Annotated in this window: 17 protein-coding genes; 12 read left to right on the top strand and 5 right to left on the bottom strand. The window is 74.9% G+C overall.

The features are described from left to right. Positions 1–18: 18 nt before the first annotated feature. Both speA and rosag_RS20745 read left to right on the top strand, forming a co-directional pair. Positions 19–1,980, top strand: coding sequence for a biosynthetic arginine decarboxylase (gene speA / locus rosag_RS20750; RefSeq protein WP_284352088.1), 1,962 nt, complete (start codon positions 19–21; stop codon positions 1,978–1,980). Positions 1,981–2,084: 104 nt separating this feature from the next. Next, positions 2,085–2,867 (top strand): YIP1 family protein, encoded by a 783-nt coding sequence (locus tag rosag_RS20745; RefSeq protein ID WP_284352087.1) that lies wholly within the window; start codon positions 2,085–2,087, stop codon positions 2,865–2,867. A gap of 78 nt (positions 2,868–2,945) precedes the next feature. Here the strand turns inward: rosag_RS20745 and rosag_RS20740 are convergent, their stop codons facing one another. Continuing rightward, positions 2,946–3,563 (bottom strand): superoxide dismutase, encoded by a 618-nt coding sequence (locus rosag_RS20740; protein WP_284352086.1) that lies wholly within the window; start codon positions 3,561–3,563, stop codon positions 2,946–2,948. A 196-nt stretch (positions 3,564–3,759) separates the two neighbouring features. Further along, on the bottom strand, positions 3,760–4,410 hold the full coding sequence (locus rosag_RS20735) for a VTT domain-containing protein (RefSeq protein ID WP_284352085.1): 651 nt from the start codon (positions 4,408–4,410) through the stop codon (positions 3,760–3,762). Positions 4,411–4,520: 110 nt separating this feature from the next. On the opposite strand from rosag_RS20735, the gene rosag_RS20730 reads away from it, so the two are divergent. The 3 genes from rosag_RS20730 to rosag_RS20720 are packed head-to-tail and all read left to right on the top strand — an operon-like array spanning position 4,521 to position 9,027. Further along, complete coding sequence (locus rosag_RS20730) at positions 4,521–5,108, top strand: hypothetical protein (RefSeq protein ID WP_284352084.1); 588 nt, start codon at positions 4,521–4,523, stop codon at positions 5,106–5,108. Between the two features lie 45 nt (positions 5,109–5,153). Then, a complete protein-coding gene (locus tag rosag_RS20725; RefSeq protein WP_284352083.1) occupies positions 5,154–7,859 on the top strand; it encodes a glycoside hydrolase family 38 N-terminal domain-containing protein in 2,706 nt (901 codons plus the stop codon). Between the two features lie 7 nt (positions 7,860–7,866). After that, the gene (locus tag rosag_RS20720; protein WP_284352082.1) at positions 7,867–9,027 is read left to right on the top strand and encodes a serine hydrolase domain-containing protein; all 1,161 of its coding nucleotides are present in this window, start codon (positions 7,867–7,869) and stop codon (positions 9,025–9,027) included. Here the strand turns inward: rosag_RS20720 and rosag_RS20715 are convergent. Beyond that, positions 9,024–9,929, bottom strand: a complete 906-nt coding sequence (locus rosag_RS20715; RefSeq protein ID WP_284352081.1) for a LysR family transcriptional regulator — start codon at positions 9,927–9,929, stop codon at positions 9,024–9,026. The two genes, rosag_RS20720 and rosag_RS20715, sit on opposite strands and share 4 nt — an antisense overlap. Before the next feature lie 91 nt (positions 9,930–10,020). Here rosag_RS20715 and rosag_RS20710 point away from each other — a divergent pair, with 91 nt between their 5' ends. Continuing rightward, the gene (locus rosag_RS20710; RefSeq protein ID WP_284352080.1) at positions 10,021–10,497 is read left to right on the top strand and encodes a cupin domain-containing protein; all 477 of its coding nucleotides are present in this window, start codon (positions 10,021–10,023) and stop codon (positions 10,495–10,497) included. Between the two features lie 14 nt (positions 10,498–10,511). On the opposite strand, the gene rosag_RS20705 is transcribed toward rosag_RS20710, so the two are convergent. Both rosag_RS20705 and rosag_RS20700 read right to left on the bottom strand, forming a co-directional pair. Next, positions 10,512–11,375, bottom strand: a complete 864-nt coding sequence (locus rosag_RS20705) for an ABC transporter permease (protein ID WP_284352079.1) — start codon at positions 11,373–11,375, stop codon at positions 10,512–10,514. After that, positions 11,372–12,367 carry an ABC transporter permease gene (locus rosag_RS20700; protein ID WP_284352078.1) on the bottom strand — a complete coding sequence of 332 codons (996 nt, stop codon included), beginning with the start codon at positions 12,365–12,367 and terminating at the stop codon, positions 11,372–11,374. Before rosag_RS20700 ends, rosag_RS20705 begins: the two co-directional genes overlap by 4 nt. A 6-nt stretch (positions 12,368–12,373) precedes the next feature. On the opposite strand from rosag_RS20700, the gene rosag_RS20695 reads away from it, so the two are divergent. From rosag_RS20695 to rosag_RS20670, 6 genes are read left to right on the top strand one after another with little or no spacing between them, the layout of a single operon-like run. Further along, positions 12,374–13,963: a peptide ABC transporter substrate-binding protein gene (locus tag rosag_RS20695; protein WP_284352077.1), complete on the top strand. Its 1,590-nt coding sequence runs from the start codon at positions 12,374–12,376 to the stop codon at positions 13,961–13,963. Positions 13,964–13,969: 6 nt separating this feature from the next. After that, a complete protein-coding gene (locus tag rosag_RS20690; protein ID WP_284352076.1) occupies positions 13,970–16,765 on the top strand; it encodes a heparinase II/III domain-containing protein in 2,796 nt (931 codons plus the stop codon). After that, positions 16,765–17,544, top strand: coding sequence for an RNA methyltransferase (locus tag rosag_RS20685; RefSeq protein ID WP_284352075.1), 780 nt, complete (start codon positions 16,765–16,767; stop codon positions 17,542–17,544). Before rosag_RS20690 ends, rosag_RS20685 begins: the two co-directional genes overlap by 1 nt. Further along, on the top strand, positions 17,541–18,779 hold the full coding sequence (locus rosag_RS20680) for an aminotransferase class III-fold pyridoxal phosphate-dependent enzyme (protein ID WP_284352074.1): 1,239 nt from the start codon (positions 17,541–17,543) through the stop codon (positions 18,777–18,779). The genes rosag_RS20685 and rosag_RS20680 overlap by 4 nt, the downstream gene beginning before the upstream one ends. Then, the gene (locus tag rosag_RS20675; RefSeq protein ID WP_284352073.1) at positions 18,776–19,696 is read left to right on the top strand and encodes an amidohydrolase family protein; all 921 of its coding nucleotides are present in this window, start codon (positions 18,776–18,778) and stop codon (positions 19,694–19,696) included. Before rosag_RS20680 ends, rosag_RS20675 begins: the two co-directional genes overlap by 4 nt. Then, positions 19,693–20,490 (top strand): hypothetical protein, encoded by a 798-nt coding sequence (locus rosag_RS20670; RefSeq protein WP_284352072.1) that lies wholly within the window; start codon positions 19,693–19,695, stop codon positions 20,488–20,490. The genes rosag_RS20675 and rosag_RS20670 overlap by 4 nt, the downstream gene beginning before the upstream one ends. The last annotated feature ends 230 nt before the right edge of the window (positions 20,491–20,720 follow it).

Below are 20,720 nucleotides of genomic sequence, written 5' to 3'. Positions count from 1 at the left end.
CGTCTAAGTTGTTGCCCCATGCCGACTAGCAGCCCGCACACGAGAGAGGAGGCCCCTGCCGACACGGAGTGGGGCATCGACGCCGCGCGCGCGCTCTACAACATCGAGGGGTGGGGCGCCGGCTATTTCGACATCAACGCGAAGGGCCACGTGGTGGTGCGGCCCGACCGCCGCCATCCCGAGCGCGAGCTCGACCTGCTGGACCTCTCGCGCGACCTGGAGGAGCAGGGCGTCGCGATGCCCGTGCTGCTTCGCTTCTCCGACATCCTGCGCTCGCGCATCGAGCAGCTGAGCGAGCGCTTCCAGGCGGCGACGCGCGAGTACGGGTACACCGGCGGCTACACGACCGTGTACCCGATCAAGGTGAACCAGCAGCGGCACGTGGTCGAGGAGATCGTCGAGTACGGCCAGCCGTACGGCGTCGGCCTGGAGTGCGGCTCCAAGCCCGAGCTGCAGGCGGTGCTCGCGCTGAGCGAGAGCACCGACCACATGATCGTGTGCAACGGCTACAAGGACCACGAGTTCATGCGGCTCGCCCTGATGGGGCAGAAGGTCGGGCACCGCGTGTTCATCGTCATCGAGCAGCTCTCGGAGCTCGACGTCCTGCTGGAGGTGGCCGAGGAGCTGGGCGAGACGCCGACGATCGGCGTGCGCATCAAGCTCGCGACCGAGAGCGCCGGGCGCTGGGCGCAGAGCGCGGGCGAGAAGTCGAAGTTCGGGCTCAACACCGCGCAGCTGGTGAAGCTGATCGACCGGCTGCAGGGCGAGGGTCGGCTCGACATCCTGAAGCTGATCCACTTCCACCTCGGCTCGCAGATCCCCGACATCCGCTTCATCAAGGGCGGGCTGCAGGAGATCGCGCGCTTCTACGTCGAGCTGCGGCAGATGGGCGTGGACATCACGCACGTCGACGTCGGCGGCGGGCTGGGCGTGGACTACGACGGCACGGGCTCGTCGCAGTCGAACGCCAGCGTGAACTACTCGCTGCAGGAGTACGCCAACGACGTCGTCTACACGATGGCCGAGGCGTGCCGCGAGAACGAGGTGCCGATGCCGCACCTCGTCAGCGAGAGCGGGCGTGCGCTCACCGCGCACCACGCGCTGCTGCTGATCAAGGTCATCGACGTCGAGAGCCAGGCCGAGCCGCCGATCCCGTCGCTCACGGACGACGACCACGCGATCCTCCACGAGATGATGGAGGACCTGGAGCTGCTGCGGCGCCCGAACCTGCAGCCGCGCAAGGTGCTGGAGGTCTACCACGACGCGAGCTTCGACAAGGACCGCGCGCGGCAGCTGTTCAACAGCGGCGTCCTGAACCTGCGCGGGCTGGCGCTGGCCGAGCAGATCTTCTTCGCGATCATGAACCGGATCTCGGCCGTCGTGGCCGGGGATCGCGACGAGTACGAGGAGATCATCCTCGAGCTCGACGCGACGCTCGTCGACCGGTACTTCTGCAACTTCTCGCTCTTCCAGTCGCTGCCCGACAACTGGGCGATCGACCAGCTGTTCCCGATCATGCCGATCCACCGCCTGGACGAGGCGCCGGAGCGGCGGGGCACGCTGCAGGACGTGACGTGCGACTCGGACGGGAAGATCGACCGGTTCGTCGGTGACAAGACGGGCCGTCCGTCGCTCGAGCTGCACGCCTTCCGCGACGGCGAGGACTACATCCTCGGCATCTTCCTCACGGGCGCCTACCAGGAGATCCTGGGCGACCTGCACAACCTGTTCGGCGACACGAACGCGGTGCACATCCAGCTCAGCGATCGTGGCTACGAGATCACCGATCTGGTGCACGGCGACACCGTGACCGAGGTGCTGAACTACGTGCAGTTCGGCGCGTCCGCCCTGCTCGCGACGTGGCGCCGCAAGGTCAGCGCGGCGAAGGGGATCACACGCAGCGAGGGCAACCAGTTCGTGGCCGAGTACGTGGCCGGGCTGGAGGGCTACACGTACCTGGAGGGCGAGGCCGCCCGCTGAAGCTCTCGCGGGTCGTGCTTGCTGCGAACGGCGGACGGGGCGCATACTGCTCCGTCCGCCGTTCGCGTGTTCCCGACGGTCCCGCCTCCCTTCCCACCACTCCGATGACCGAGCCCACCGTGGCCCCCGCCGACGCCGCGCCCGCCCCCGAGAAGAGCGCCGCCGTGTGGGAGGACTTCATCGACGTCTTCACGCAGCCGAGCGCCGTCTTCGCGCGCCGCCGCGAGGGGAAGTTCGGCGCGGCGCTGCTGATCCTCATGGCGCTGATGACGGCCACCTTCTTCGCGACGCGCCCCCTCATCCAGCCGATGTTCGACCGGATGTTCGACGCGCAGACGGCCGCCGTCGCGCGGTCGAACCCGAACATGTCGGAGGAGCAGCGGCGCAGCATGCAGTCGTCCATGGAGCGCATGACCTCCGTGATGCTGCCGCTCGGCGCCGTGGTCGGCACGCCGATCCTCGTGCTCATCTCCGCGGCGGTGCTGTTCGGCACGTCGCGGCTCGCGGGCGCGGCGCTGAGCTTCGGGCAGGCGGCGACCGTGGCGACGTACGCGAACGTGCCGCGCGTGCTCGGCGGGATTGCGGGTGCGGCGGTGCTGGCCGTGAAGGACGCCAACGAGCTGCCCGTGCTGCAGTCCGCGCCGACTGGTCCGGTGCTGCTGCTGGCGCGCGACGCGTCACCGCTGCTGGTGGCGGTGCTCTCCCGCTTCGACCTCTTCACCATCTGGTGCACCGTGCTGACGGGCATCGGCGTCGCCGTCATGGCCCGCACCGCGCGCTCGCGCGGCTTCGCCGCGGCCGCGATGCTGTGGGGCGTGGCGTCGCTCTGGGCCGTGCTCAGCGCGCTGCGCGCGGCGGCCGCGATGGCCGGCGGCGGCGTCGAGTAGCCGGCGCGAGGGCACCGAACGCACACGGGGCCGGTCGGCAGCTTGCCGACCGGCCCCGCGTGCGTTCGTGCGCGATGCTCAGCGCGCCTGCTCGTGGCGCTTCGCGACCTTGCCCCAGTTCACCACGTTCCACCAGGCGTCGATGTAGTCCGGCCGGCGGTTCTGGTACTTGAGGTAGTACGCATGCTCCCAGACGTCGAGGCCGAGCAGGATGTCGCCCGGCTTGCCGCCGTCCATGATCGGGCTGTCCTGGTTCGGCGAGCTGACGATCGCGAGCCCGTCGCCCTTGCGGACGAGCCACGCCCAGCCGGAGCCGAAGCGGCCCGTCCCCGCGGCCTTGAACTGCTCACGGAACTTCGCGAAGTCGCCGAACGCCTGGCCGATCGCCTGGCCGAGCGCGCCGCCCGGCTCACCGCCGGCGTTCGGCGCCATCAGCTGCCAGAAGAGCGCGTGGTTCCAGTGGCCGCCGCCGTTGTTGCGGACGGCCCCGCGGATCGCCTCGGGCACCGCGTTCAGGTCGGCCAGCAGCTGCTCCAGCGGGCGGTCCTGCAGCTCGGGCGCCTTGTCGAGCGCGGCGTTGAGGTTGGTGACGTACGCCTGATGATGCTTGCCGTGGTGGATCTGCATCGTCTGCGCGTCGATGTGCGGCTCGAGCGCATCCGGGGCGTACGGCAGCGGAGGAAGCGTGTGGGGCATGCGACGTTCTCCGAGCGGGTCGGGGTCTGCCTGCGTGCTGCTCGCGCTGGGCAGAGCGCCCGCGCGCGCCGCGAATCTAGCCGCGGCGCGGGGACGAGCCAATCGCGCGTCCCGTGCCGTGCGTCACGCCGCCCGCACGGCCCCTCGGCGGACGCGACCGCTGGGGACCATGACTTGCGAATGGACGGGCGGACGCTCAGCGCGCGTCCGGGGCGGCCGCCGCGGCGCCCGCGCGGCGCGCGCGCAGCCAGCTGATGATGCCCGGGAGGATCGACAGGAAGATCACGCCGAGGATGACCAGCTCGAGGTGCTTGTCGATGCCCGGGAAACGCGAGCCGAGGAAGTAGCCGATGAGCAGCATGCTCCAGATCCAGGCGATGCCGCCGAGCACGCTGTACGTCAGGAAGGTGCGGTACGGCATCGCCGCCGCCCCGGCCACCAGCGGCGCGAAGGTGCGCACGATCGGCATGAATCGCGCAAGCACGACCGTCTTGGCGCCATGCGCCTCGTAGAACTGCGCGGCGCGCATGAGGTGCTTGCGCTTGAAGAAGAGCGAGTCCTCCTTCGCGAAGATGCGCGGGCCCGAGTAGCGGCCGATCCAGTAGTTGGTGTTGTCGCCGAGGATCGCCGCCGCCGTCAGCAGGATGCCGAGGGTCCGCACGTCGAGCGGCAGCCCCTGCGAGGCGAGCAAGCCCGCGGTCACCAGCAGCGAGTCGCCAGGGAGGAAGAAGCCGAAGAAGAGACCGGTCTCCGTGAAGATGATGGCGAACAGCCCGACGTAGCCCGCCCACTGGACGAGGGCGGGGAGGTCGCGGAGGCGGTCGAAGAGCTCACTCAGGACGTTCATCAGCTGCGGACGGGAGGGACGGTACGGCGGAGCCGAAAGCTCGACGCGTCGCAGGCCGTCCGCAATCGCCGCCCGCCGCCCGCCCGATATCCGCACCTCCGGAGCCAGCCGTGACGACGTACACCGATCCCGCCGCCAGCCCGACGCCGAGCGTGGCGCCCTCCGATCCGCCGGCGGACGCGGCGCGCACCGGCACCGAGTCACGCACCGACGCACGCACCGACGCGCGGGGCGAGCCGCGCGAGCACCGCCGTGCGGCGGACCCGCTGAACCGCGTCCGCGCCTCCGACCTGGAGCCGTACACGGGCCTCGGCTACCTCTCGAAGCTGTTCCGGCTGATCGCCATCCTCCTGCTCGTGCTGCTGGTGGCCGAGGTGGGGATCGGGATGTACTCGGAGGGCGTGGAGTCGCTGCGCACGCTGACGACCGAGGCGAGCCGGCTGATCGTCATCGCGGGCGTGCTCTGGGGCGCCGGCGACCTGGCGACGCTGCTCATCGACATCGGCCACGACGTCCGCGCGACGCGCATCCTGCTGGGCCGCCAGGCGCTGCCGCCGGGCGAGACGCTCGCGCCGTCGACATCGGCCACGACGGCCACGACGGCCACCGCCGCCGCCCCGCATCGTCCCACCGCGCTGCCGCGGCGCACCGCGCTCGGCGACGCGCCCGAGGTCCGGGCGGACGCGCGGATGGAGTAGCGGCCAGTGGCCGCGCGCCCGCGCGTCGGTCGCTAGCTTGGCGGCGTGCCGCCGACCCTGGACGTCCTGCTGGTCCCGCACACGCACTGGGACCGTGAGTGGTACCACGAGGCGGGCCGCTTCCGGCAGCGCCTCGTCGCGCTCGTCGACGAGCTCCTGGACGGGTCCGACGACGCGCCGTTTCTGCTCGACGGGCAGGCGATCGTGCTCGAGGACTACCTCGCGGTGCGGCCCGAGCGCCGCGGCGCGATCGCGGAGGCGCTGCGCGCCGGATGGCTGGAGGCGGGGCCGTGGTACGTGCTCGCCGACCAGCTGATCCCGAGCGGCGAGTCGCACGTGCGCAACCTGATGGCCGGCCGGCGCGTGCTGCGCGCGCTCGGCGCGTCGCCACCCCCCGTGCTGTACTCGCCGGACGCGTTCGGGCACGCGGCGTCATCGCCGACGCTCGCGGCGGGCTTCGGCTTCGGCGTCGCGGTCGTGTGGCGCGGCTACGGCGGCGCGCGGTGGCCCGCGGGCGACGCGGCGTGGTGGCGTGGCGCCGACGGCAGCCGCGCGCTGCTGCTGCACCTGCCGCCAGACGGCTACGAGTTCGGCTCGCGGCTCCCCGTGGACGCGGAGGGCGCGCGCGAGCGCTGGGCGGCGATGCGCGCGGTGCTCGCGCCGCGCGCGCGGCTCGGCTTCGCGCTGGTGCAGAACGGCGCCGACCACCACGCGCGGCAGGAGCGCTGGGCGGTGGCGGTGGCCGCGCTCGAGGCCGCGGCGGCGCCGGAGCGCGTCGTCGTGTCGTCGCTGGCGGATGTGGCCACACGCGCTCGCGACGCGGCGGCGACGGCCGACCTGCCCACGGTCGCGGGCGAGCTGCGCGACTCGTATGGCTACACCTGGACGCTGCAGGGGACGTTCGGCACGCGGGCCGCGCAGAAGCGGCGCGTGGCGCGTGCCGACCGCCGCCTCGTGCGGGACGTCGAGCCGTGGCTGGCGCTGCTGCGGCTGCGCGGCGCCGCCGGCGACGAGACGCGCACCGCGCTGCTGCATGCCGCGTGGCGCCCGCTGCTGCAGTGCCTCCCGCACGACACGCTGTGCGGCTGCTCGACCGACGCGGTCGCGCGCGCGATGGACGCGCGGCTGGACGACGCCGACGCGCAGGCGCGCGGGCTGCGGTCCGACGCGCTGGATGGGCTGCTCGGACACGACCGCGTGGCGGCGCGCGCACGCCGCCGCGACTGGCGGCCCGTGCTCGTGGTGCGCAACCGCGCCCCACGCACGCGCGGCGGCGTCGCCGAGGTCGCGCTCACCGGCTTCGTGCGCGACGTCGGCGTCGGGCCCGGCTCGGCCGGCGCGTGGCGCGCGGTGCAGGAGGCGCCGTCGCTGCTCACACCCTCCGACGGCGCGATCGTGCAGCCGCTGGAGCGCGTGCGCCGCATCGATCGCCTGGAGTCGCCGCGGCACTATCCGGACGCGGACCTCGTGGACGAGGTGCGTGCCGTCGCCTGGGTGCCGCCGGTGGCGGGCTACGGGCTGCTGCCGATCCCGCTCGACGGACGGGCGACGACGATCGTCGTGGATGGCCCCGCGCATCCCGTGCAGGCCGAGCAGCTGCGGCTGACGAACGGGCTCGTGACGGTCGAGGCGGACGCGCGCGGCCACGTGCGGATCGCGTATCCCGCGCTCGGACTGGTGCTCGACGATGCGCTGACGTTCGAGGACGTGGGCGACGCGGGCGACACGTACACGCCGTCACCCGTCGGCGCGCCGCGGACGGTGCTCTGGTGCGGCAGCGCCAGGCTGCTGCACCGCGGTCCCCTGCGCGGGGCGATCGAGCTGTCGCTGCGGATGCGCGTGCCGGCGGCGCTCGCGCCCGCGCCGGACGGCTTCTCGCGGCCCACGCACGCCGCGCGCGGACACGTCGAGCTGCCGCTCACCGTCACGCTGTCGCTCGACGCCGATGCGTCGTGGGTGCGCGTGCACGTGCGCGGCGAGAACGTGGCGCACGACCATCGCCTGCGGCTCGCGCTGCGCACCGGTATCGCCGGGGCGACGGTGCGCGCGGACGCGGCGTTCGGGCCGGTGGTGCGCACGCCGGTCGCGATCCCGCCCGAGGAGCGCGCGATGGAGACGCCGCCGCCGACCGCGCCGCTGCATCGCTGGATGTGGTGCGACGGTGCGACGCACGCCGCGACGCTCGTGTCGGACGGGTTGGCCGAGTACGAGGTGCGCGACGACGGCACCATGCTGGTGACGCTCGTGCGCGCGGTCGGCGAGCTGTCGCGCCCCGACCTGCCGGAGCGTCCCGGGCACGCCGGCTGGCCGACGCCGACGCCCGGGGCGCAGTGCCCGGGATCGTTCGAGGCGACGCTCGCGGTGGCGGTGTACACACGGTGGTCCGACGCGACCGCCGCGCACGTCGAGCGGCTGGCGGACGACGTGCTGCTTCCGCTGGTCGGCGAGACGGTGCGCGACGCCGTCCGCACGCCCGCGGCGGTGACGGGTGCCTCGCTCGACGGGGAAGGGCTCGCGTTCGGCGCGCTACTGCCCGCCGACGATCCCGACTGGGTCGCGCTGCGCTGCGTGAACGTGACGGAGCGCGCGGTCGCTGGTTCGTGGACGATCGGCGCGGCGCTGCGCGAGGCTCGCCGGGCGCGCCTCGACGAGACGCCGCTGGAGACGCTCGCGATCGAGGCCGCGGGCGACGTGTCGATCGTGCGGTTCGACGCCGGACCGCGCGAGGTGGTGACGATCCTCGTGCGCTGAGGCTCCCATGCGTCCTCTCCGCTTCCTCTCGCTCGCCGTCGCGGTCGTCGCGAGCGCTGCGCCACGCGCGGCGCATGCGCAGCCGGCCGTGCCGGACTCCGTCGCCGCGTTCGTGGACCGACTGGCACGCGAGGCGCTGACCGCGAACCCCGCCGGCGGGATGACCGTGGGCATCGTCTCGGACACGGGGCTGGTCTGGACGCGCAGCTACGGCATGGCCGACGCCGCGCGCGGGCGGCGCGCCACCGCGTCCACGGTCTACCGCATCGGCAGCATCACGAAGCAGTTCACGGCGCTGATGCTGCTGCAGCTCGCGGAGGCGGGGACCGTCCGCCTGTCCGATCCGGTCAACCGGTATCTCCCCGTCATCGACAGCGTCCGCCGTCTCCCGCCGCACGCACCGCCGGTGACGCTCGTGCAGCTCGCGACGATGCGCGGTGGGCTCGCGCAGGAGCCGGACAGCCTCGAGCGCTTCCTCGTCGGCGGCGTCGACGAGTGGGAGCGCGTGCTTGCCGCGGCGCTGCGGCACACGGCGTACGTCGACGCGCCCGGCGCGCGCTGGGAGTACTCCAACATCGGCTACGCGGCCCTCGGTGCCGCGCTCGCCGTCGCGGCCCGCCGTTCGTACGTCGCCCATGTGCGCGACGCGATCCTGCGCCCGCTCGGCATGACGCACACGGGCTTCGTGCTCGATTCCGCTGGTCGCGCCGAGCTGGCGGTCGGCTACTCGTTCGAGCACGGGCCGATGGACAGCGTCACGCCGCGCCGCGAGCTGGCTGGGCGCGGCTACAAGGTGCCGAACGGCGGGCTCTTCTCCACCGTCGGCGACCTCGCCCGCTTCCTCGTGTTCACGATGGGGAAGGGGCCCGAAGCGGTGCTCCCACGCGCGACGCTCGCGCGGCAGTTCGGCGCGCTCGCGTGGGCGACGCCGGATCTGACGGCCGGCTACGGCCTGGGCTTCCACGTGATGCGGCGCGGGTCGCTCGTCGCGATCGGGCATCCCGGATCCGTCGCCGGCTACCTCGCGACCGCGTACTTCGATCCGGCGACGCACGTCGGGGTGATCGTCCTGCGCAACGTCGACGACCCCAAGTTCGACATCCTCGCCTTCACGATGTCGGTGCTGGAGAAGGCGACGACCGGCGCACCGCCGGCCCGCCGTCCCTAGCCGGCGCGCGCGGCGAGCAGGCAGTCCGCGAACGTCGCGGCAGGGCCGACCACGTCGTCGGCGCGGCGCAGCACGTGGAGCTGCAGCACGCACGCCGCCGCGAGCTCCGGCACGCGCACGGCGACGGTGCCCGGCGGCGGTGGGAGCGCACCGGAGTCCACGACCGCGCACCATCCCGCGCCGACCGCCACCAGCTGCGCGACCGAGGCGAACGACGGCGGCGCCGGCACGACGCGCGGCTCGATGCCGCCCGAGCGCACCGCCGCGAGGATCCGGTCGTGCATCCCCGGGATCGCGGCGCGGTCCGAGAGCACCATCGGCACGTCGGCGAGCTCCGCGAGCGACAGCGTCTCGCGCGCCGCCAGCGGGTGGTGCGCGGCGAGCAGCGCCCACGCGAGCGGCTCGTCGTCCACGTGGTCGGCGTGCACGCCCGCGGAGTACTCCGCGGTGGAGCCCGCGATGCCGAAGCCGACGTCGATACGCCGCGCGAGCAGGTGCTCGACGTGCTCCGGCCACGGCACGGCGACCAGCTCCACCTGCAGCTTCGGACGCAGCGCGCGCAGGCGCGCGAGCGCGTCGGCGGCCAGCGCGGCGCGCGTGCCGAAGTCGGGCGGCGCGACCCGCAGCGTGCCGGCCTCGCCGTCGGCGGCGGCGCGCGCGGCTCGCACCGCCTCGTCCGCGGCGTCGAGCGTGCGCCGTGCGTGCTCCGCGAACACGCGCCCCGCCTCGGTCAGGCGCACGCCGCGCGACAGCCGGTCGAGCAGCCGCGCGCCGATCTCGCGCTCCAGGTCCTGCAGCTGCCGCGAGAGCGCCGACTGCGCCACCCGCAGCCGCACGGCCGCGCGGCCGATGTTCCCGTCGTCGGCGACGGCGACGAAGTAGCGCAGGTGGCGGAGCTCCATGCGGGCAATCAGGGCGCGCCATCGCGCGCAGGCAAGGCTCCCATCGCGAGGAAGTGTTGGACGTGCGGGCGCCGCGTGCCGATCGTCCGGCATGACCTCCACTGCCACCATCGCCCATCCGCTCGTCCGCGCGCCCGGCGCGCCGGGACTCCTGCCGCACGTCGGCGTCGCCGTCAACATCCTCGTCCGCGCGTCCGACACGGACGGCGCGTGGTCGATGCTCGACTACACGATGCCGGCGCGCTTCGCCGGCCCGCCCGCGCACCGTCACGCGCACACCACCGAGACCTTCTACTGCGTCGCGGGCGAGGTCACGCTGACCCTCGACGGACGTCCGATCCGGCTGCGCGCCGGCGAGGCGGCCGTCGTTCCACCGGGCGTGGCGCACGCGTTCGCGAACGCCTCCGACGCGCCGGCCACGATGCTCGTGCATCTGACGCCGGGCGGCTTCGAGGGGTACTTCGACGACCTGGCGGCGCTGCTGCGCGCGAGCGAGGTGTGGCCGCCGGCCGATCCGTCGTCGGTCGGACGTCTGGCGGCGCCGTACGACATCCAGCCGGCCGCCTGACGTCCTCCCGCCGCTCAGGCGCGTTCGACCGGGAGCCGCACGCCCGCCGTCTCGCCGGCCAGCCGATCGCGCACCGCGTCGCCCAGGCGCGTGCACGCGAGCACCGTGGCGACGAGCGCGAGCCCCGGCACGAGCGCTACCCATGGCGCGGTGATGATCAGCTCCCGGCCGCCCGCGATCAGGTTCCCCCAGCTCGGCGCGGGCGGCTGGATGCCGAGGCCCAGGAACGACAGGCCGCTCTCCAGCAGGATCGCGTTGCCGACGCCGAGCGAGGTCGCGACCAGCGCGGCGCCGAGCGCGTTCGGGACGACGTGACGCCAGAGGAGCCGCGCGTCCGTCGCGCCGAGCGCGCGCGCGCCGTCCACGAAATCCCTGCGGCGCACGCCCAGCACCTCGGCCCGCACCAGCCGCGCGACGCCCATCCAGCCGGTGACCGCGAGCACCGCGACGGTCGTGACGGCCCCGGGGCCCCAGAGCGCGGCGACGACCAGCAGCAGCACGATGCGCGGGACGGCGAGCAGCGCGTCGGCGAGCGCGGTGACCGCGAGATCCGTCACGCCGCCGCGCCACGCCGCCCACGCGCCGAGTGCGGTGCCCAGCGCGCCCGAGAGCACCGAGCCCGCGACGCCGACGGCGAGCGACAGCCGCGCCGCCACCAGCGTGCGGGCGAGCAGGTCGCGCCCGAAGCGGTCGGTGCCGAGCGGATGCCAGGCGCCGCCGGCGTCGGTCGCGCCGGGCGGCAGCAGCCGCGTCGCCAGCACGTCGCCGATCGCGGACGGATCGGCCGACCAGAGCGCCGGTCCGACCACCGCCGCGACGGTGAGCGCGGCGAGGAAGAGCAGCGGCCCGCGCACGCCGCGCGCACCGAGGACGCTCATCGGCGCCGCGGGTCGAGGCGTGGCAGCGCGAGGTCGGCCGCGAGGTTGGCCGCGAGCGTCAGCGCCGCGTACAGCACCGTCGCGCCGAGCACCACCGGGTAGTCGCGCGCGGCGATCGCCTGGACCATCGCGCGGCCCATCCCCGGCCACGCGAACACGCTCTCGACGAACACCGAGCCGGCGACGATGCCCGGCAGCGAGAGCGCGAGCAGCACGACGAGCGGCGGCAGCGCGACGGCGAGCGCGTGCCGGCCGAACACCGCGCGCGGCGCGAGGCCCTTGGCCTGCGCGGTCCGGACGAAGTCGCCCGCGAGCGCGTCCGCGACCGCCGACCGTGCGTAGCGCGCGACGCCCGCCGCGCCGACCGCCGCGAGCACGCCGACCGGCAGCACCGCGTGCCGCACGCGATCGACGATTGCGTCCCACCCCGTGAGCTGCCCCGCCGGATCCGCGAGCCCGAACGCCGGGAGCCGCAGCCAAGCGGGGAACCCCCAGCGCGCCGCACCGGCGGTGAACAGCGCGATGGCGCCGAGCGCGAGCCAGAAGCTGGGCGCGGCGTAGACGGCGGTCGTGGCGACGGTGATCGCGGCGTCGGTGCGGCGGCCGCGCCGGTCGCCGCGCGCCCGCACCACGGCCTGCAGCGTCCCGATCCCCACGCCGAGCACGTAGCTCAGCGCCAGCGACGCCGCCCCCAGCGCCAGCGACGGCGGCAGCGCCTCGGCCAGCACGGTCGCCACGGGCCGGCCCTGCGCGAAGCTGGTCCCCAGGTCGCCGCGCAGCGTCGCGCCGAGCCAGCGGCCATATTGCACGGCGAGCGGGCGGTCGAGGCCGAGCGTCGCCCGCAGCCGCGCCGCGTCCGCGGCGTCGGCGGTCGGGGGGAGCAGCAGCGCGGCCGGGTCGCCCGGCGCGGCGCGCACCAGCACGAACGTGAGCGAGACGACGAGCCAGAGCAGCGCGGCGGCGGCGCCGAGACGGCGGAGCAGGGCAGGCACCCGACGATGATCGCACCGGGACGCAGGTTCGCGACAGGTGCGGCGCTCGGCGCGCTGCTCGTGGCGCCGTCGTGCGCGCCCGCGCCGCGCCCCGCGGACGTCGCGGTGTACGCGTCGGGCGCCGACCTCGAGTCGCCGAACCCGCTCGTCACCGTGCACCCGCTCTCGCGGCAGCTGCAGCGGCACGCGCTGCTGGTGACGCTGGTGCGGTGGGACTCGACGCTGACGCCCGAGCCGTACTACGCGCGCCGCTGGGCGTGGGGCGACGGCGGCCGCACGCTGACCATGTGGCTGGAGCCGACGCTGCGCTGGCACGACGGCACGCCGACCACCGCGCACGACGCGGCCTTCACGCTGACGCTCGCGCGCGATCCGTCCGTCGGCTTCGCGCGCGCCGCGGACCTGACGTCGCTGGAGGGGGTTCAGGCGACGGACGACACGACGCTGGTGCTGCGCTTCGCGACACCGCAGCCATCGCTCCCGGGCGTGCTGTGCGAGCTGCCGCTGGTGCCGCGGCACCTGCTGGCGCGCGAGCCGCGCGCCGCGCTGCGGCAGGCGTCGTTCGAGCGGACGCCGGTGGGCAACGGGCCGTTCCGCTTCGTGTCGCGCACGCCCAACGCGCGCTGGGTGCTGGAGCGCAATGCGAGCTTCCCGGCAAGCATGGGGGGCGCGCCGCGCATGCGGCGTCTGGTGGTCGCGGTGGTCGACGAGCCGACGACCAAGTTCGCGGGGCTCGTGAGCGGCGAGCTCGATGTCGCCGGCGTCGCGCCGACGATGGCGGCGCTGGTGGCGCGCGATCCGGCGCTGCGCGTCGTGTCGTATCCGGTGACCTTCTCGACCGCGCTCGTGTTCAACGCGACGCGCCCGCCGTTCGACGACGTGCGCGTGCGCCAGGCGCTGTCGCTCGCGCTCGACCGCAAGCGCATCGTCGCGGCGGCACTCGCGGGCTACGCCACCCCCGCCACCAGCGCGGTGCCGCCGGACAACCCGTTGGCGCTGCCGATCGCGGGCGCGACCGACGGGCCGCAGGCGGCGCGCGCCGACTCGCTGCTCGACGCCGCCGGTTGGAAGCGCGGGAGCGACGGGCGTCGCGCGCGCGGCGGTCGTCCACTGCAGGTCGAGCTGCTGACCGTCGGCTCGGGCGACAACGCGGTCGAGCAGCTGGTGCAGGCCGACCTCGCCGCGCGCGGCGTGCGCCTGGAGATCCGCACGCGCGAGCTGGGTGCCTTCCTCGCCGCCGCGCGCGCGCCGCGGAAGTCGTACGACCTGCTGCTGACCGGCGTTCCGGGCGACCTCGCGCTGTCGCACCTCGCGGCGATGTTCGCCACGTCGGCCGGTGGCGGCGCGCTGGACTACGCGGGCTTCCATCGGCCCGCGCTCGACGCCGCGTTCGCGCGCGCGGCGCGGGCCGCGACCTCCGAGGAGCGTGTGGCCGCGTGGCGGGACGCGCAGCGCATCCTCGCGGCCGAGGCGCCGGTCGCGTGGCTCTACCACTCGCGCGGAGTGCAGGGGGTGGCACGCTCGCTCGCCGGCGTGACGATGGACCTGCGCGGAGAGCTGGCGACCGTGTCGCGCTGGCACCGCGTCGCGCGCTGACGAGCGATGCCGCTGCTGATCCCGGAGGATGCGCTCGACGCACGCCGCGCGGCGGCGACCGGGCCACTGGCGCCGCTGGCGGCCTCGCTGGCGGCGGACCTCGAGCGCGTGCTCGCCGCCGCGCCCGAGCCGGACGCGCGCAAGGCGCGGCTCTCGCGCGCCGGTGGCCGCTGCCCGAACGACGGCGCGCTGCTCGCCTTCGATCCGTTCTCGCCGCGTGTGCACCGCTGCCCGCGCTGCGGCGCCGCGTGGCGGGACGAGGCGCACGACCGCTGGTGGAGCATGTGGCACCAGCTCTGGCTGGCGGAGCGCGCGGTGCACGCGGCGGTGCTGCACCTGCTGGTGGGCGCGCCGCGCCTGGCCGCGTTCGCGGCGCACGTGCTCGACGCCTACGCCGACCGCTACCTCGAGTATCCCAACCGCGACAACGTCCTCGGACCCAGCCGCCCGTTCTTCAGCACGTACCTGGAGTCGATCTGGCTGCTGCAGCTGTGCGTCGCGCTCGATGCGCTGGAGAGCGCGGAGGGGGCGCGCGTGCACGCGCTGGGCGCGCGGCTGCGCGAGCGCGTGATCGCGCCGAGCCGCGCGCTCGTCGCGGGCTACCCCGAGCCGGGCTCCAACCGGCAGGTCTGGAACGCCGCCGCGCTCCTCGCGTCCTCGCTGCTGCTCGGCGACCGCGACGCGGCCGAGCACGCGCTCGACGGACCGACGGGCGTGCTCGCGCAGCTGCGCGACGGTCTCCTCGCCGACGGCACCTGGTACGAGGGGGAGAACTACCACCAGTTCGCGCACCGCGGCCTCTGGTACGGCGTCGCGCTCGCGGAGGCCGCGCGCATGCCCGTGCCCGCGCCGCTGCTCGCGCGCTTCGCCGAGGGCTTCGCCGCGCCGTTCCTGGTCGCGATGCCGGACTTCACGCTGCCGTCGCGGCGCGACTCGCAGTACGCGATCTCGCTGCGGCAGTGGCGCTACGCGGAGTCGTGCGAGCTGGGCCTCGCGCGTGGGGACGACCCGCGCCTCGCCGCCGCGCTCGGCCGCCTCTACGACGACGCGGACATGCCGCGGCGCGACACCGGCCGCTGGCGCTCGGCCGCCGAGAGCGAGCGCAACGAGCCCGCGACCGCGCTGTCGCGCGCGGACCTGGGATGGCGCGCGCTGCTGCACGCGCGCCCCGAGCGTCCCGCGGCCGCGGCGTGGGCGCCGGGCACGGTGCACCTGCCCGCGCAGGGGCTGGCCGTCTTCCGGCGTGACGCGGGACGGCTCTGGGTCGCAGTGGACTATGGACACGCGGGCGGCGGGCACGGACACCCCGACCGCCTGAACCTGCTCGTCGCCGACCGCGCGACGCGCTGGCTGGACGACATGGGGACGGGCACGTATGTCGAGCGCGCGCTGCACTGGTATCGCAGCACGCTCGCGCACCAGGCGCCGCTGGTGGACGGAGCCTCGCAGCCGCGCGGCGACGGCGTCCTGCTGGGGCTCGCGGACGACGGGACGCTGTCGGGGATCGCGGCAGCGGCGCGCGTCGCGCCGGGCGTCATCGGAGCGCGCACCGTCGTCGTCGACGAGGCGTGCGTCGTCGACCGGCTGGCGTGGTCCGCGGATGACGTCGTGACGCTCGACCTGCCGTACCACGTGGACGGCGAGTGCATGCTGCCGTGGGAGCCCGGGATCGTCATCGGCGCGGGTGAGCTGGAGGACGGCTTCGACTTCGTGGAGGGCGCCGAGCGGGCGACGATGCCGGCGGGTGCCGCTGTGCGACTCGCGCTCCGCGCTCCCGACGGCGGGGCGTCGCATGCGGCGCTCTGGCTCGTTGCGCCCGACGGCGCGGAGCTGTGGCGCGCGACGGCGCCGGGCGCGCCGGGTGCGGGTCCGCGCCGCTTCCATGTCGTGCGGCGTCGCGCGGCGGAGGGCGCGCTGCTCGCCGTCGTCGATCCACGTGGCGTCGTCGCGGATGTCGCGCGGTCGGATGACAAGGCGCTCGTCGTGACCCGCCGCGACGGCCGCGTGACCGAGCACCGGCCGCCCGCGGCCGGTGACGCCGATGGCGAGTGGGAGGTGCGCGTCCGCGATCGCGCTGGAGACGAGACGCGCCATCGGCTCGCGCTGCCCACGCGATTCCCGCCCGATGTGGGTCTGGTGCCGCAGCCGACCGTGCACGCCGCGATGGAGGGGCCCATCGTCCTCGGCGCCGGCGACGCGTGGCGCACGAGCCTCGACGAGGCGCACTACCGCCGCTCGGAGGAGTCGTGGTCCGAGGCGGGACGGCCCACGGGCACCGTCTGTCTCAGCGCCGATGCGGACGCGCTGCACGTGGAGCTCACCGTCGCGCTGGGGCGTCCGCCCGCGTTCGTACCCGCGGGGACCGACAACCCGCTCGACAACGAGCGGGCCGAGGTGAACGGCGACGGCGTGCAGCTGCACCTCGCGACGCCGGCGCTCCACGCGGCCGGCACGCTCGCGGGCTGGCTGCTGGTGCCCGACCGCGACGGCACGGTGCGCGCGATCCCCACGACACCCGCCGCGGCGTCGATCCCCGTCGACGCACGGTGGACGCCCGGCGACGCTGGCTACGCGCTGGCGATCGCGGTCCCGCGCGCGGCGCTCGCGCTCGACGACGCGGACGACGCCGGACGCACGGTGCGCGTGGACGTGCTCGTGAACGAGATGCCCGCGGGGCGCGAGCGGCGGCGCGGACAGCTCGTGCTCAGCGGCGCGGCGGGTGGGTTCGTGTATCTTCAGGGCGACCGGCACGTCGCCGCGCGCTGCCTGCCGGTCGTCCTGCCGCCACCGTCCGCCCGCTGATGTCGTCCATCCTCGATCAGGTCCGCGTCGTCCTCTACGAGCCGCAGAAGCCCATCAACATCGCCGCGACGGTGCGCGCGATGAAGAACATGGGCGTCGGCGTGCTGCGGCTGATCCGGCCGGTGTTCTACGAGGACAACTACATCGAGATGATCGCGCACAACACGCGCGACATCCAGGCGCGCATCGAGCACCACGACACGGTCGACTCGGCGCTCGCGGACTGCGTGCGCGTCGCGGGCTTCACGGGCCGTCGGCGTGCCGCCAAGTGGGCACGGCTCGATCCGCGCGAGGCGGCCACGGACCTGCTCGCACATGCGGCCGACGGCCCGGTGGCGGTGATGTTCGGCCGCGAGGACGACGGGCTGCCGGCCGAGGTGCTGGACCGCGCGCACGTGACGGTGCACATCCCGACCACCGAGCACGCGTCGCTGAACGTCGCGCAGGCCGTGCTCGTGGCGCTCTACGAGCTGCACGTGGCCTCGGGCGACGCGACGCGCACGCTGCAGCGTCCGCGCAAGCACGCCCCGCCGCCCACGAGCGCGGAGTTCGAGCAGTTCTACGCGAGCGCGGAGCAGGCGCTCACGGCGATGGACTTCTTCCGCTCGCGGAACCCCGAGCACGTGATGCGCAGCGTCCGCTCGCTCGCGTACCGCGCCAACCCCGACGCGCGCGAGCTGACGCTCGTGCGCGCGATGGCGATCGAGGTGCTGCGGACGATCGACCGCATCGAGCGGCGCGTCGGCGCGGCGGCGCCGCAGCCGGGCCCCGACGCGTGAGCGCGTCGGACGACTGGCGCCGCCGCGCGTCGGCGGTCGTCGCCGCGGACGCGTCCACCGGCAGCAAGCGCCCCATGGCGCTCTACGGCCCCACGAGCGACGAGGGCGCGCCAGTGCACTACGTGCGCGCGTCGGGGTGCCGCGTCACCACGGTCGACGGCCGCACGCTCGTCGACCTCACGAGCGCGCTCGGCTCCGTCGCGCTGGGCTACGCGGAGCCCGAGGTCACGCAGCGCGTGCACGAGGCGGCCGCCGCGGGACACGTCGCCGGGCTGACGCACGCGAGCGAGGTGACGCTGGCCGAGCGGCTGGTCGATCTCATCCCATGCGCCGACCGCGTGCTGTTCCTCAAGACCGGCGCCGAGGCGGTGGCGGCCGCGGTGCGGCTCGCGCGCGCGTACACGGGACGCGACGTCGTCGTCGGCAGCGGCTATTTCGGATGGCTCGACTGGTGGAGCACGGGGCCCGGCGTCACCGCGGGCGCGAGCGCCGACTTCGTGGGCGTGCCGTTCGACGACGTGCCCGCGCTGGAAGCGGCGGTCGACGCGGCCTCGGGGCGGCTCGCGGCGATCGTGCTGGAGCCCGTCGTCGAGCGGCTGCCGTCGGCGACGTGGCTGCGCGCCGCGCGCCGGCTGTGCGACCGCAGCGGCGCGGTGCTCGTGTTCGACGAGGTGAAGACCGGCTGCCGGCTGCACGTCGGCGGCTTCCAGGCGACCGGCGACGCGGGCGACGTCGTCCCCGACCTCGCGACCTTCGGAAAGGCGCTCGCGAACGGCTACCCGCTCGCGGCCGTCGTGGGGCGGCGCGACGTGATGGCGGCCGCGCGGCGCGCCTGGATCTCGTCCACGCTCGCGAGCGAGGCCACCGCGCTCGCCGCCGCGCACGCGGTGCTCGACCGCCACGCGCGCGAGGACGTCTGCGCGCGGCTGCGCCTGCACGGCGAGGCGCTGTGCGACACGGTGCGCGAGGCGATGGCCGAGTGCGCGGTGCGCGAGGTGACCCTCATGGGCTTGCCGCAGATGTGGTTCCTGCGCTTCGGCGGCGACGCCGACGTCTCGACGCGGCGCGAGGCACGCTTCCTGGACGCGACGCGCGCGGCGGGCGTGCTGTTCAAGCGCGGCGCGTACAACTATCCCACGCTGGCGCACGACGCGACCATCGACGACGCGGTCGCGCGCGCGGCGCACGTCGGCTTCGCGGCGGTGCGGCAGCTGGACGACTCGGAGGGCCGATGACGGAGTCCATCGCCGCGCGCACCGCGAGCGCCGCCGCCGACGCCTTCGCGGAGGTCGCGCGCGTGGAGCGCGACCGCGGCGAGGCGACGCTCGCGGGCCCCGCGCCGCTGATCGACGTGCACGCGCACTTCTACCACCCGCACTCGCCGCGCGGCGACTGGGCGGCGGTGAACGCCGCGCGCCTGCGCGCGGGCGAGCGCATCGGCATCACCTGGCACGTCGCGTCGATCCTGGGCAGCTGGGGCCACACGTCGCCCACCTACTTCGCCTCGCCCGACGACGTGGTGCTCGGCAACGACGTGATGTTCGCGCTGCACCGCGCGCTGCCGGACCGCGTGCGCAGCTACGTGCACGTGAGCCCGAACGCGCCGGAGCACGCGCTGGCCGAGATCGAGCGTGGCGTGGCGGTCGGCGCGATCGGCGTGAAGCTCTCGGCCGGTCGGCGCGCCGACGATCCGCTAGTCGATCCGATCGCGGAGCGGGCAGGGGAGGGCGGGCTCCCCATCCTGCACCACGTCTGGCAGTGGCGGCGGCGCGACTGGCCGATGCAGGAGGCGAGCGACGGCCTGGAGCTGGCGCGGCTCGCGGCGCGGCACCCGCGCACGACCTTCATCCTCGCGCACGTCGGCGGCGGCGGCGACTACATGCACAGCTACCACGCGGTGGCCGACGTTCCGAACATCGTCATGGACCTCTCGGGCAGCGGCGTCGATCGCGGGATGCTGGACGCCGCCATCGCCGCGGTGGGCCCGCGCCGGCTGCTCTGGGCGTGCGATGTGACCATCGAGACCGGGCTCGCCAAGCTGCGCGCGCTCGACCACGTGGGCCTCGACGCCGAGGCGATCGCCGACATCCGCTGGCGCAACGCGGTGCGCCTCTTCCCGCCGGGCGCGTTCCCGGGGCTGGAGGCCGCATGATCCCGGTCGACGTCAATCTCGCGATCGGCGGCTACCCGTTCCGCCACGTGCCGCACCCCGAGCCCGCGGTGCTGGCGCGCGTGCTGGCGCGTGAGGGCGTGGCGCGCGGATGGGTCGCGCATCTCCCGTCCGCCTTCTGGCGCGACCCGTCGCCCGGCGACGCGGAGCTGTACGCCGCGCTCGAGCCGTTCCCCACGCTCGATCCGGTGGCCACGATCCGCCCCGACTGGCCGGGATGGGAGCGGCGGGTGCGCGAGGCCGTGGACCGCGGCGCGCCCGCCGTCCGCGCCTATCCGATGCACTGGGGGCTCGGCCCCGGCGATCCGTCGCTGGCGCGCCTTGGTGCGGCCTGCGCCGCGGCGGGGCTGGTCCTGATCCTCCCGGTCCGCTTCGAGGATCTCCGGCAGCGCCACCCGCTCGACGTCGCGGGGGACCTGACGCCGGCGCACGTCCGCGCGCTCGCCCGCGCCGCGACCGCCCCGCAGCTCGTGGTCCTGTCCGCGGGCCGCGAGTTCATCGAGGAGACCGCATGGTCCCTCACGCCCGACGAGCGCGCGCGGCTCCACTTCGACGTCTCGTGGGTCTGGGGGCCGCCGGAGGACCATCTGGCGACGCTGCTGCGCACGCTCGGACCGGAGCGCTTCGTCCACGGAAGCGGATGGCCGCTGCGGCTGACGCAGAACCCGTCGGCCAACCTCGCGCTGCTGCCGGACGACCTGCGCGGGGTCGCGCTGCGCGGCGGGGACGCGATCCTCGCGCAGGCGCGCGAGCAGGCGCGATCGGCGGCGCGCTGACGTCGGCCAACGCGCGTCCGGGCTGCGCGGTCGCTCGCGGCGCGCATTTCGCAGCGGCGCGCGCCCGTCGAGCGCCGCTCGCGTGTCGCATGCAGGTCCGGTTGCATGTGACGCATCGCGATGCCCGCACATGTACCGGCCCACGTGTCGGTGCCTGCACGCAGACCCGAACCCGTCCTGCATGATTGTGCGGTCATCCGACGTCCGGCGTCGCTCACGCGATGGCTCAC

Origin of the sequence: Roseisolibacter agri, assembly GCF_030159095.1 — a bacterium.
In the GTDB taxonomy this organism is placed as follows: Bacteria; Gemmatimonadota; Gemmatimonadetes; order Gemmatimonadales; family Gemmatimonadaceae; genus Roseisolibacter; species Roseisolibacter agri.
The sequence above is the reverse complement of the archived record's forward strand: the minus strand, read 5'-3'. Positions and strand labels throughout refer to the sequence as shown.